General features: G+C 65.8%; 15 protein-coding genes. 9 read left to right on the forward strand and 6 right to left on the reverse strand.

Features of this window, described 5'->3' with window-relative positions; genetic code table 11:
* Positions 1 to 49 precede the first annotated feature (49 nt).
* A complete protein-coding gene (locus AC1DFR_RS00320; protein ID WP_476872440.1) occupies positions 50 to 547 on the forward strand; it encodes an N-acetyltransferase family protein in 498 nt (165 codons plus the stop codon).
* 54 nt (positions 548 to 601) lie between these two features.
* Here the strand turns inward: AC1DFR_RS00320 and AC1DFR_RS00325 are convergent, their stop codons facing one another.
* Both AC1DFR_RS00325 and AC1DFR_RS00330 read right to left on the reverse strand, forming a co-directional pair.
* Complete coding sequence (locus tag AC1DFR_RS00325; RefSeq protein WP_476872441.1) at positions 602 to 1117, reverse strand: GNAT family N-acetyltransferase; 516 nt, start codon at positions 1115 to 1117, stop codon at positions 602 to 604.
* A gap of 62 nt (positions 1118 to 1179) precedes the next feature.
* Positions 1180 to 1605 (reverse strand): GNAT family N-acetyltransferase, encoded by a 426-nt coding sequence (locus AC1DFR_RS00330; RefSeq protein WP_476872442.1) that lies wholly within the window; start codon positions 1603 to 1605, stop codon positions 1180 to 1182.
* A 111-nt stretch (positions 1606 to 1716) separates the two neighbouring features.
* Between AC1DFR_RS00330 and AC1DFR_RS00335 the strand changes: the two genes are divergently transcribed.
* Both AC1DFR_RS00335 and AC1DFR_RS00340 read left to right on the forward strand, forming a co-directional pair.
* The gene (locus AC1DFR_RS00335) at positions 1717 to 1911 is read left to right on the forward strand and encodes a hypothetical protein (RefSeq protein ID WP_476872443.1); all 195 of its coding nucleotides are present in this window, start codon (positions 1717 to 1719) and stop codon (positions 1909 to 1911) included.
* A 26-nt stretch (positions 1912 to 1937) separates the two neighbouring features.
* Positions 1938 to 2984 (forward strand): NAD-dependent epimerase/dehydratase family protein, encoded by a 1047-nt coding sequence (locus AC1DFR_RS00340; RefSeq protein WP_476872444.1) that lies wholly within the window; start codon positions 1938 to 1940, stop codon positions 2982 to 2984.
* On the opposite strand, the gene AC1DFR_RS00345 is transcribed toward AC1DFR_RS00340, so the two are convergent.
* Positions 2979 to 3650, reverse strand: coding sequence for a class I SAM-dependent DNA methyltransferase (locus tag AC1DFR_RS00345; RefSeq protein ID WP_476849265.1), 672 nt, complete (start codon positions 3648 to 3650; stop codon positions 2979 to 2981). The genes AC1DFR_RS00340 and AC1DFR_RS00345 overlap by 6 nt on opposite strands.
* A 168-nt stretch (positions 3651 to 3818) precedes the next feature.
* Here AC1DFR_RS00345 and AC1DFR_RS00350 point away from each other — a divergent pair, with 168 nt between their 5' ends.
* From AC1DFR_RS00350 to AC1DFR_RS00375, 6 genes are all read left to right on the forward strand, one after another.
* Positions 3819 to 4334: a flavin reductase family protein gene (locus AC1DFR_RS00350; protein ID WP_476849264.1), complete on the forward strand. Its 516-nt coding sequence runs from the start codon at positions 3819 to 3821 to the stop codon at positions 4332 to 4334.
* 305 nt (positions 4335 to 4639) lie between these two features.
* Positions 4640 to 5728, forward strand: coding sequence for a PhoH family protein (locus AC1DFR_RS00355; RefSeq protein ID WP_028276708.1), 1089 nt, complete (start codon positions 4640 to 4642; stop codon positions 5726 to 5728).
* Positions 5725 to 6198 (forward strand): rRNA maturation RNase YbeY, encoded by a 474-nt coding sequence (ybeY, locus tag AC1DFR_RS00360; RefSeq protein WP_028276709.1) that lies wholly within the window; start codon positions 5725 to 5727, stop codon positions 6196 to 6198. Before AC1DFR_RS00355 ends, ybeY begins: the two co-directional genes overlap by 4 nt.
* Positions 6195 to 7526: a hemolysin family protein gene (locus AC1DFR_RS00365; protein WP_223917363.1), complete on the forward strand. Its 1332-nt coding sequence runs from the start codon at positions 6195 to 6197 to the stop codon at positions 7524 to 7526. Before ybeY ends, AC1DFR_RS00365 begins: the two co-directional genes overlap by 4 nt.
* Positions 7510 to 8469 carry a GTPase Era gene (gene era / locus AC1DFR_RS00370; RefSeq protein WP_028276711.1) on the forward strand — a complete coding sequence of 320 codons (960 nt, stop codon included), beginning with the start codon at positions 7510 to 7512 and terminating at the stop codon, positions 8467 to 8469. The genes AC1DFR_RS00365 and era overlap by 17 nt, the downstream gene beginning before the upstream one ends.
* 132 nt (positions 8470 to 8601) lie before the next feature.
* Positions 8602 to 10167, forward strand: coding sequence for an LCP family protein (locus AC1DFR_RS00375; protein ID WP_476872445.1), 1566 nt, complete (start codon positions 8602 to 8604; stop codon positions 10165 to 10167).
* Positions 10168 to 10294: 127 nt separating this feature from the next.
* Here AC1DFR_RS00375 and AC1DFR_RS00380 read toward each other — a convergent pair whose 3' ends face one another.
* The 3 genes from AC1DFR_RS00380 to AC1DFR_RS00390 all read right to left on the reverse strand — a co-directional run bounded on the left by AC1DFR_RS00380 (position 10295) and on the right by AC1DFR_RS00390 (position 12130).
* Complete coding sequence (locus AC1DFR_RS00380) at positions 10295 to 10876, reverse strand: dihydrofolate reductase family protein (RefSeq protein ID WP_476872446.1); 582 nt, start codon at positions 10874 to 10876, stop codon at positions 10295 to 10297.
* Between the two features lie 160 nt (positions 10877 to 11036).
* Positions 11037 to 11804 carry a cation diffusion facilitator family transporter gene (locus AC1DFR_RS00385; protein WP_230008759.1) on the reverse strand — a complete coding sequence of 256 codons (768 nt, stop codon included), beginning with the start codon at positions 11802 to 11804 and terminating at the stop codon, positions 11037 to 11039.
* Positions 11804 to 12130, reverse strand: a complete 327-nt coding sequence (locus AC1DFR_RS00390; protein WP_028276714.1) for an ArsR/SmtB family transcription factor — start codon at positions 12128 to 12130, stop codon at positions 11804 to 11806. The genes AC1DFR_RS00385 and AC1DFR_RS00390 overlap by 1 nt, the downstream gene beginning before the upstream one ends.
* Positions 12131 to 12152: the final 22 nt, after the last annotated feature.

Raw genomic sequence — 12152 nt, forward strand, 5'->3', positions numbered from 1 at the left:
GCTGCAAAATGACCCTGGGAAGCCCCCAAGTCAAAGTTAGGCTGGGACGATGGAATATCAGATCCGCCAGGCCGCGGTCGAGGACGCTGATGCCGTGGTTAGGATGCACACCCTGGCCCATGAGGAATGCTACGGGCACCTTTTGTCCCCGACGTTCTTCGATGCGCGCCGTGCCAGCATGCCGCTGCGCGTGGAAAAACGCCGGCCGTATCTGGACAGCGCCCAGCCGCGAATCATCGCCGTGGACGAGGGCAATGAAATAGTTGGATTTGCCGACGCAGGCACGGGGCGTGACGATGACCTGCCCGGCGAACTTGAGCTTTACTCCATTTACACTCTGAGGCGCACCCATGGCACTGGGCTCGGTGTCGCCCTGTTGAAGGCCGCCCTCGGCGATTTACCCGCCTACCTGTGGGTCCTTGAGGCCAACGTGCGCGCTCAGGCCTTTTACGTCAAGAACGGTTTTCAGCCCGATGGGACGCGTAAGTTGCTTTCACCCGAGTGGGAGGAACTACCTGAAATACGGATGGTCCGCTCCGACATTTAGCCGGGCAGGTGCCACGCTGACCACCGGCTGAGGTCACCTGCCGTGCGTGCGTTTTCAGCTGGTGCCGACCGCTGTAAAGACGAGAGAATCACGCCACTGTCCACGAATGAGTTTGTCCGCCCTCCGCGACCCGATCTGGACCATTCCGATCTTTTCCAGCACTTTTGCCGAAGCGGTGTTTTCAGGTCTGCAGGTTGCGGTAATGTCCCGCAGTCTGAGGGTTTCCTGGCCGAACCTGAGGAGGGCGGCTGCGGCCTCAGTGGCATATCCGTGCCCCCAGTGGTCAGCATCAATCACGTACCCCAGCTCGCCCCGGCCACGATCAATGCCGAGTCCGACAGAACCAAAGGGTTCGCCCCTGGGAAAAGTGACAGCGAGAGTGAAGTTTGTCCGGTTCGAACCGCGTTGCGCCGCCGAGCACATTTTAAGGAATTCCAGCGTTTCGCCGGTTGTATTCGGTCCCCAGTCCACGTATTCGGCGATCCTCAAGTCGGAAGCGAATGAATGTACCGCTGCGAAATCATCCAGGGTGTACTCGCGCAGCAGGAGACGATCAGTCTGCAATTCCATGTGTCCATCATGCCGGAGCCGGCGCATCGGCCTGGGGGCCGTGGGTCAAAACCTGAGAATGTTCAACTCCGCGGCCGGTTCGAAACCAAGCCGTGCGTAAAAGCCGCGTGATGCGTCGGAGGGGAAAGCACCATCCGTACGGCCTTGATGCCTTGCGCGAACTGGATCGATGCCTCCACGAGCCGGCCGCCGATTCCGGCGTTCCGAAACTCCGGAAGCACGTAGGCGTTGCCCAGATAGACCCACCGGGACGATTCCGTTCCGGGTTTGGGCATCCGCTCGAAAATCATCAGGTTGAGCATCCCGACGAGTTCGCCACCGTAGTCGGCCACAAAGAACTTTCGGGGACTGGCATTCATCCACTCCATGAAGACGGCGTCGAAGGTGGGATCGTCCATGGGCGCGGGGTCCTGTTCCGCCGCCCACGTGGCCCTTAGCGTCGCGAGGCCGGGCACATCGTCTGGGCGCCCTTCGCGAATGATGAACATGGAAGTACCCTACTTTGGCGGGGCGCCCGCCTCCCACTGAAGGTCCGCAGGGCGACCTCGAAGAAGCTGCACGACGCTGAGCCTGACATCGACACAAGCCAGGTCGGCCTCATGATCGCGGATCAGTTTCCGGGGTGGGCCGGGCTCCCGCTGAAGCCGGTGTCATCCAGCGGGACGGACAACGTCATGCTCACGCTCGGTGACCGGCTCGTCGTCCGGCTTCCCCGCACGGCCGCCGCGGTTCCCGCGCTCTCCAAGGAGTGGAAATACCCGAGGCTTCTTGGTCCCGGCATCGCCTTCGCCTGACGCACCCGTCCGTTAGAGTCGGACAAATGAAACGGGCTGTGATCCTTGGAGGCACTGGCGTTCTCGGCCGCGCGATTGCGTGGCGGCTGATCCGTGCCGGCTGGGCCGTGGACGTGACGGGCCGGGACCGGACCAAGATGCCTGCTGACCTGGCTGCCGCCGGTGCCCGATTTATCGCCGCCGAACGTCGTGACGACGCCGCACTGGCCGGGGTGATGGCCGGTGGTGCCGATCTCCTCGTGGACGCGGTGTGCTACACCGAGGCCGACGCCCGGCAACTCCTGCCGCACCTGGCCGCGGTGACCTCTGCCGTCATGCTCTCGAGCAAGGCTGTGTACGTTGACGCCGCCGGCAACCACGTCAATTCCGAGGTAGCGCCCCGCTTTGATGCGCCGATCCTCGAGAACAATCCGACCATGCGGCCGGGAACCGGGGACTACCAATCCCGGGAAGGCTATGGCGCCAACAAGGTGGCTGCAGAGAACACCCTCCTGGGCAGCGGCCATCCCGTGACGGTGATCCGGGCGTCCAAGGTACATGGTGAGGGCGCGGCCCTGCCCCGGGAATGGATGTTCGTCAAACGGGTGCTCGACCGGCGCCGGGCCGTGTTCCTGGCCCATGCTGGGCAGGGCGCGGACCACACGACGGCAGCGGTGAACACGGCGGCCCTCGTGGAACGGGTTGCCGCCGTGCCCGCGGCACGAATCCTCAACTGCGCCGATCCAGATGCGCCGAATGCCCGGCAGATCGCCGCAGCAATTGCCCGCTACCTGGGCCACCACTGGGAAGAGGTGCTTCTGGATGACAGCGCACCCACGGGCCTCGGTGACCATCCGTGGGATTTCCGGCCTCCGCTGGTACTGAGCACCAAGGCCTCCCTTGACCTCGCCTATGAACCTGTTGGGACATACGCTCAGACCATCCCGCATCAGGTGGACTGGCTTCTGAAGGCGGCAGCGGCCGGAGCCATGCCGGGAACCGGCGATCCGTCCCTCAAGCACTATCTCGACTACTCCCGTGAAGAGCAGTTCACCGCTGGTTCGACCCTGCGAACACGCCAACGTCCGCTATGAGGGACTAAGTGTTGAAGACACGAAGGGTTTGTCGACGAGGATGGCGGCCTGTGGATGTTTTTCCTTGGCCCTCGGTGAACGCACCAACTGGGCGCGCATCACAAAGCCTTGTTCGGTGAACCGGAGCGCCACCTCTTCGGGTGCGTGCAGTTCCGCCCGGAGCTGGACGTCGTGTCCGTAGGCACGGTCAATCGTGCGGTGGCCGCTGCCGGCGTGGAAGGCGACGAGCGCCGAACCGCCAGGGCGGAGCGCCCTCCAGAACTCGCGCGCGATCGCCGGCAGCGCCGTCGGGGGAGAGTGGATGATCGAATACCAGGCGAGGACGCCGTCCGCAGCTGCGTCCGCTTGGGGCAGGTCCGTCAGCTCTCCCAGCTCGAACGACAGCCCGGGATGCAGTTGTTGCGCGATCCGGACCATTTCGGGCGACAGGTCGACTCCGCTGACGTTCAGCCCCGCCTGGCCGAGATAACTGCTCATTCGTCCGGCACCGCATCCGACGTCGATCACCGTCCGGTCCGCCGTGCCGCGCATGTGGGCGATGAAGTGGTCCATCATGGCCATATCCAGCGGGGCCTCGAAACTGGTATCCGGGATAACCGCTGAATAGGTCTCGGCCACTGTGTCGTACGCGGATCTGACGTCCATCAAATTTTCCTGGTTTGCCATCAACCGAGCCTAACGGCCATGGCCGGGGAACTCCCGGTGCCGAATTCTTACGTCATGCAACGGGTCCGTGACGCGTTGTGTCGTTGCGCGACTGTGCGTTGCGGCCGGGCTTGGGAACCCGCGTCTACGGTGGTTGATTGGGGCTACCAGCGCTCGAAAGGACCCGCCATGACGGAACATTCTGACCCCAGCCCGAAGGCACTCCGCCACATTCTCGGACACTTCGCCACCGGCCTGACGGTGATCACCGCAGCAACCCAGCACGGGCCGGCCGGTTTCACATGCCAGTCCTTCGCCTCCCTGTCCCTGGAGCCGGCCCTGGTCACTTTCAGCCCCGCACGGACATCGAGCACCTGGCCGCTGCTGCGTGCGGCGGGACGGTTTACCGTGAACATCCTGGCCGCAGAGCACCAGCATCTGGCGGGGCAGTTCGCGCGCTCGGGGACGGACAAGTTCGCCGGCGTCGGCCATTCGCCCTCGCCGCTGGGCAACCCCGTCCTGGATAACGCCCTGGCCTGGGTGGATTGCGAACTCCACCAGGAGTACGACGGCGGCGACCACACGATCGTCGTCGGCGCCGTCCGCGCCCTGGGCGCCCGCCCCGACGCTGAGCCCCTGCTCTTCTACAAGGGACGCTACGCCGGCGTCGGGTCCCGCGCCGGCGCGCTGGAGAGCGCGGCCTGACCGTGTCGGAACCGAAGGCGGAACCGAAGCCGGAGCGGGAGCCGAAGCCGGAGCGGGAACCCGGCAAAGCGGAACAGCCGTGCCCGGCAACAGGCGCCCACTGGCTGGAGGGGTGGGTCGTCTTCGGAAACGCCTACCCGTAACAGCCGGCGCCGGCTGCCCTCCGGCGTCGGCCGCGCCGCGCTGGCGTAAGATGGAAGCACCCGTAGACCCTGGCCGCGGGCGGTGCGAACCGCCGTCGGCACGGATCACGGCGACAGACCATATTCATACTGGAGGGGACCAGAGGCCCGCGGGCCAACACCATGACTGAAGCAGCGAACGGCAAGGCCCGGTTCAGCGCCCGAGAACGCACCGCAGGGGAATTTCCCCACTCCCTACCAGGGCTGCGGACGGAGGTGGTCTTGTTCGACGACTCAGAGCAGATGGTCCAGTCGCTGGGCAGCCATGACGAAGCCTTAAGGTTCATCGAAAACCAGTTCCCCGCCGTCGATTTCCACGTCCGGGGCAACGAGCTCGCGATCAGCGGTCCTGCCGCCGACGTGCCGCGCATCATGCGGCTGCTCAACGAGGTGCGCGGGCTGGTGGCCCGAGGCACCGTCATCACCCCGGCCGTGCTGCAGCAGCTCGTCTCCCTGCTGCGCAGCCAGTCGCTGCAGAACCCCGTGGAAGTGCTGACCACCAACATCCTCTCCACCCGCGGGAAGACCATCCGGCCCAAGACGCTGAACCAGAAGAACTATGTGGACGCGATCGACGCCAACACCGTGATCTTCGGGATCGGTCCGGCCGGTACCGGCAAGACCTACCTGGCCATGGCCAAGGCCGTCCAGGCCCTGCAGCAGAAGGAAGTCAGCCGCATCATCCTGACCCGTCCTGCTGTCGAGGCGGGGGAGCGGCTCGGCTTCCTGCCGGGCACCCTGAGCGACAAGATCGACCCCTATCTGCGGCCCCTGTACGACGCCCTGCACGACATGATGGACCCCGAATCCATTCCCCGCCTCATGGCCGCCGGCACCATCGAGGTCGCCCCGCTGGCCTACATGCGGGGCCGCACGCTTAACGATGCCTTCATCATCCTCGATGAGGCGCAGAACACCACGCCGGAACAGATGAAGATGTTCCTGACCCGTCTGGGCTTCGGCTCCAAGATGGTGGTCACCGGTGACATCACCCAGGTGGACCTGCCCTTCGGCACCCGCTCGGGGCTCAGGATCGTCGAGGAGATCCTGCAGGGGATCGAGGACGTCAACTTCTCGATCCTGGATGCCTCCGACGTCGTCCGGCACCGCCTGGTGGGGGATATCGTCAACGCCTACAGCATCTGGGACGAAGTCCAAAGGAACCGGGTCAAGCACTCTGTTGCCCGGGAAACGCGGGGAGAACACGCATGAGCATTGAGGTCAACAACGAATCCGGCGTCGTCGTGGACGAGGCCGGGCTCGTGGCGCTGTCGCGTTTCATCTTCGAAAGCCTTTACATCCACCCGCAGGCGGAGCTGTCCATCCTGCTCGTGGACGAACCGGCCATGGAAAAGCTGCACCTCGAACTGATGGACGAGCCAGGTTCCACCGACGTCCTCTCCGTCCCCATGGACGAGCTGACCCCGGGCACGCCGGACAAGCCGACGCCGCAGGGCATGCTCGGCGACATCGCCATCTGCCCCCAGGTGGCCGAGGTCCAGGCCCGCAACGCCGGCCACTCCACCCAGGACGAGATGCTGCTGCTGACCACGCACGGCATCCTGCACCTGCTGGGTTATGACCACGCCGAGCCGGAAGAGAAGGAAGAGATGTTCGGGCTGCAGCGCGAACTCCTGACCGCCTTCACCGGCAAAGCGGCCCCGTCCGAGACGGTTCAGTGACCCCACTGATCCTTGCCGGCATGGCGCTGGTGTTCCTTAGCTTTGCCGCAGTGCTGACCGCTGCCGAGTCCGCGTTCAACTTCCTGCCCCGGCACGACGCCGAGCAGGCGGTCCTGAACAGCAGAGGCACCTCGCTCAAACGCATCCTGGCCCAGCCCGTGGGGCACATGCGCGCCCTGCGGTTCTGGCGGGTCTGGTTCGAGATGGCCGCCGCCGTCGCCGTGACCGTGCTCCTTTACAGCATGCTGGACAACGTCTGGCTGGCCGGGCTGGCGGCCACCGGCATCATGGCGCTGCTCGGCTTCGTGATCGTGGGGGTGTCCCCTCGGCAGCTCGGCCGGGTCCACTCCGCCGCCCTGGTCCGGTTCAGCGCCCCGCTCGTCCGGTCCCTCTACGCCGTGCTCGGCCCGATTCCGGGCTGGCTGGTGCGGCTCGGCAGCGTCGTAGCGCCCGGCGCGCCGGCCGACAGCGAGGCGTTCTTCAGCGAGGAAGAATTCCGCGAACTCGTGGACCGGGCCACCGAGTCCGACGTGATCGAGGACAACGAGGCCGAGCTGATCCAGTCGGTCTTCGACTTCGGGGACACCCTGGTCCGCTCCGTTATGGTGCCCAGGACCGACATCCTCACGATCGACTCCGGATCCAGCCTGCACCGGGCGATGTCGCTGTTCCTGCGCTCCGGGTACTCGCGGATTCCGGTCATCGGCGAAAACACGGACCAGATCCTGGGCATTGTGTACCTGAAGGACGTTGCCGCCTCGCTCCACAACCTCGGCCCGCACGAGGAACCGCCGGTGGTGGACGAGGTGGCCCGCGAGGTCCGCTACGTGCCGGACTCGAAGCTCGTCAGCGACCTGCTCCGCGAACTCCAGAAGGAATCCACGCACGTTGCGATCGTCATCGACGAATACGGCGGAACGGCGGGGCTGGTCACGCTCGAGGACCTCATCGAGGAGATCGTCGGCGAAATCGTGGACGAATACGACACCGAAAGCGCCGAGGCCGTGGCACTGGGGGACGGAAGCTACCGGGTCAGCGCCCGCATGAGCATCGATGACCTCGGCGAACTCTTCGACCTCGAGCTCGACGACGACGAAGTAGACACCGTGGGCGGCCTGCTCGCCAAGGCCCTCGGGCGGGTGCCGATTGTCGGCAGCACCGTCCAGGTCCACGGACTGTCCCTCCGCGCCGACAGGCTGGAGGGCCGGCGGAACCGCGTCAGCCACATCATTGCGGCCGCCGTAGCAAAAGAACAAACTGACCTTGAAGACCTTCTCGACGAGGCCGCACCAATCCAACAGGGAGTCTCACGTGAGCAAGCAGAATAAGTCCGACGGCGACGCAGCCTACGGCGGCTACCGCGCCGGTTTCTCGGTGCTGGTCGGACGGCCCAATGCGGGCAAGTCCACCCTCACCAACGCCCTGGTCGGCCAAAAAGTCGCGATCACCTCGGCCAAGCCCCAGACCACGCGCCACACAATCCGTGGCATCGTCCACCGGGACGACGCCCAGTTGATCCTCGTTGACACCCCGGGCCTGCACCGCCCGCGCACGCTGCTGGGGAAGCGGCTGAACGAACTGGTCGCCGATACCCTCGCCGAGGTCGACGCGATCGGCTTCTGCCTGCCGGCCAACGAAAAAATCGGCCCGGGGGACAAGTTCATTGCCGCCCAGCTCGCCGCCATCCCCAACAAGCCCATCATCGCGATCGTGACCAAGGCCGACACCGTCGACCGGCAGGCCCTCACCGAGCAGTTGCTCGCCGTCGCCGCCCTGGGCCGCGAGGTCCTCGGCGAGGACGGCTGGAAGGACATCGTCCCGGTCTCCGCCACGGATGGCTTCCAGGTCGACACCCTTGCCGACGTCCTGATCGGTCACATGCCGGCGTCGCCGCCGCTGTACCCGGACGGTCACCTGACGGACGAGCCGGAAGCGGTGATGATCGCCGAACTCATCCGGGAAGCAGCCCTCGAAGGCGTCCGCGACGAATTGCCGCACTCCCTGGCCGTCGTCGTCGATGAAATCGTTCCGCGGGAAGGCCGGCCCGAGGACCGCCCGTTCCTGGACGTCCGCGTCAACCTGTACGTCGAGCGGCCCTCCCAGAAGGCCATCATCATCGGCAAGGGCGGCGCCCGGCTCCGCGAGGTCGGCACCAACGCGCGCAAGGCGATCGAGGCGCTGCTCGGTGCCAGGATCTACCTTGACCTGCACGTCAAGGTCGCCAAGGACTGGCAGCGCGACCCGAAGCAGCTCGTCAAACTGGGCTTCTGAGACGCGCTGTTCTTAGGCCGCTGTTTTGACCGTTGGCCCTTCCCGCCGCTCCCAAGAGAGGGCCATCGGCGTTTTCTCAGATTCGGACTCTAAAATGGGCTGACTCCCCGTTCGTTTAGGAAGGCTCAACAAGTGGTTCGACCCCGTGACAACCGTGCCGACGGATCCGCCCCGCCGGCCCGGTCAACAGCCGCTGCCCGGCACACGGCCGATCCCGCCGTTGGCCCGGCCCGCCACCTCGGCTCCGCCCGCCGGACCCCCACCTGGCTGAAAATCTTCACGGGCGTGGTGGCCGTGCTTTTGGTCGGCGTGATCGCTTTTGGCGCCTACTGGACCATCCGGCTCCAGGGCAACCTCACCAAGGCCCCACTGAGCGCCGGCAGCATCAAGACCGAGGGTGCCGTGAACGATTCGACGGACCGGATGCAGATCCTGATCCTCGGCTCGGACACGCGCGACGGGAAGAACTCGCAGTACGGCACCAGCGATGACGCGACCGGATATGGGCACTCGGACGTGATGATGCTGATGGACATCTCCGCGGACAACAAGCGGGTCAACGTCGTCAGCTTCCCCCGCGACCTGCTGGTCGACATCCCCAAGTGCAAGGACCCGAAAACCAACAAGGAGTACCCGGCCCAGACCGGCGTCATGATTAACTCGGCGATGTCCGAGGCCGGCATCGGCTGCGCCGTGGACACCGTCAACAAGCTCACTGGCCTGGAGATCGACCACTTCATGATGGCCGACTTCAACGCCGTCAAGGAACTCTCCAACGCCGTGGGCGGCGTGTCAGTGTGTGTCAGCGACGCCGTGTATGACCCCGACTCGAAGCTGCGCCTGCCCAAGGGCACCTCCACCGTCCAGGGCGAGCAGGCATTGTCGTTCGTGCGCACCCGGCACGCCTTCGGCGACGGCGGCGACCTCGGCCGGATCAAGGCCCAGCAGGGCTTCCTGTCCGCGCTGACCCGGAAAATCAAGGACGACGGCACCCTCACCAACCCGGCCCGGATGCTCGGCATCGCGGACGCGATCACCAAGAACCTGACCATCGACGACGGCCTGGCCTCGGTGCCGACGCTGCTGACCGTGGGCAACCGGCTCAAGAACATCGACGTCGGCAAGGTAGCCTTCGTGGCCACGCCGACAGTCCCGGCCGAAACGGACATCAACCGGCTGCAGCTGGCCGAGCCCGCGGCATCCCAGCTGTTCGCCGCCATGCGCAACGACGTGGACCTGACGGATCCGACCGCGAAGCCGAGCGCTTCCCCGAGCGCCAGCGCCACGCCGACGCCCAGCCCCACCGCCCCGACCTATGACAAGACCCTGCAGCCCGTCACTGTGGCCAACGGCTCGGGTGTTCCGGCCCGGACCCAGGAGATCATGCAGGCCATCAAGGGCGCCGGCTTCACCCAGGTGGGCCAGTTGACTGCTCCGCCCGTCGCCGCGACGGCGGTCTACTACGGTGCGGATTACGCTGACGTGGCCGGGGACGTCGCGGCCCTGCTCGGTGTGGCGCCGGACCGGGTGCTCCCGGCCGCCGGAGTTGCCGGTGTCCAGGTCTACCTGGGCAGTGACTTCGCGAACGGGACGCCGACCGCCGCCGCCGCTGCCTCGCAGCTGCCCAAGGACATCGTCAACCAGACAGCCGGCGACACCGTTTGCCAGCAGGCCAACCCGGCACTGATCACCCGCTGACCCGGCAGCCAGGAAGGCCCCCGTTCAGATTTTCCTGAACGGGGGCCTTCTTTTTGTCATGGATGTTGGACGGCGGCCTTTGGAAGTTCTTCCACGTCCTGCTGGGTCGTGGCACACGGCGTGGACCTCAACGGCGCACCCGATAGCGCAGGTGAAGCACCCGGTTGCCCTGAATCACCACGTCGGGATCCTCCAACAGGTGCTGTGCGTGGACCGACCCGAAGTAGCGCTTGCCGGACCCGAGCACGACGGGTACGACGTCCATGCGCACCTCGTCGACCAGGCCCGCGGCAAGCATCTGGCCACCGACGTCCCCAGCGGCGACCTCGACGATGCGGTCACCCGCAAGCTCTTGCGCCTTGGCCATGGCTGCCTCGACGCCGTCGACGAAGTGAAACGGCGCCTCGGGGTCCCAGCCCTCGGGCTGCGGCCGGTGCGTCACGACGACCACGTGATCGATCCCGCTCGGGGGTTTCCCGTCCCAGCCGTCCGTCAGGTCGAAGACGTGGCGGCCGACGAGGGTCGCCCCGATCTGGTCCCAGTACGGCCGGGTGTAGTCGTAGGAGGCCTGGGACACCTTCACCCCGCCGCTCTCGTCCAACGGGACGTCACCGTTGGACAACCAGTCGAACAGCGGTCCGGGCTGGTCATTCTCGTCCGCGATGAAGCCGTCCACCGACACCGAGCTGTACATGACCACCTTGCCCACGGGGCACTCCTCTGCTTTGGGGTGCCCCCCACATTAGCGTGCCGCGAGCTGTCGCTCCAGTAAGAAATCAAGCGGCCGGCAGCGGCGACGAGCTCCTTGAACCGCTGTGCCAGATGAGTGCTGCTGACACCGCGGCTTCCGCAACCGGAAGCACTACCGACTACGCATGCTGCTCATCGGCGGCGGACTGTCCCACCCCCACCTCAGGTAGGAAGAGCGCCTTTGGAGGTGCTGAATCGGCACCGCATCCGTCACAGCAGGCCGGCTCCGTGGCCGTCGGAAGGGTGTCTGCCGCCGTGTGGGGGACCGTGCAGCAGATGTCGCCGCGCCAGGCGTTGATGCCCTCCCGGAGGGCGATCGCGGCGATGACCAGCGCAGCGCCGGCGTCGGCCCACCACCAGCCAAGGGTGCTGTTCAGCACCAAACCCGCGAGCAGGACTGCCGACAAATACGTGCAGAGCAGGGTCTGCTTGGAGTCAGCCACCGCCGTGCGTGATCCGAGCTCCCGGCCGGCCCGGCGCTGGAGCCAGGACAGGACCGGCATGATCACCAGGCTCAGTGCGGCAATCACGATGCCCGGGGTCGAGTGCTGTGCCTCGCCGGCGCCGAGAAGTGACCTGATTGCCTCGGCGGAGACAAAGGCCGCCAGTGCGAAGAATGAGACAGCGATAATCCGCAAGGTGAGGTGTTCACGCCGTTCAGGGTCCTTGGTGGAAAACTGCCACGACAGGGCCAGCGCCGACGCGACCTCAATGATGGAATCCAGGCCAAAGCCGAGGAGCGCCGACGAGTCCGCCGTACCCCCGGCCCACAAAGCCACAACGGCCTCGATGAGGTTATAGCTGATGGTGGCCGCCGCGAACAAGCGGATCCGGCGGCTGAGGACGGCGCGGCGGGCCGGGCCCGGCGACAGTTGGAGGGAAGCCATCACAGCGTGCACGTCCCGTCGGGTGCGCAGCAGGCCGGGTCCACCGCCAGCACGACGCCCAGAAGATCTTTCAGGGCATGGCCGAGGCGCTGATCGGCGAGCTCATAGCGGGTCCTTCGCCCCTCCGGAACGGCAACGACCAGCCCGCATCCCCGCAGGCACGTCAGGTGGTTCGACATGCTCTGCCGGGATACCCCGAGGGAATCCGCCAGCTCCGAGGGATAGGACGGCGCAGCCGTGAGGGCAAGCAGGATTTCTGCCCGTGTCGGGTCTGACACGGCATAACCGAACCGTGCCAGCACCGGGGCATGCGTAAGAGTCTCCATCAACCGAAAGTACAGCTGTCGA

It is taken from the genome of Arthrobacter sp. 05T410 (assembly GCF_056396505.1).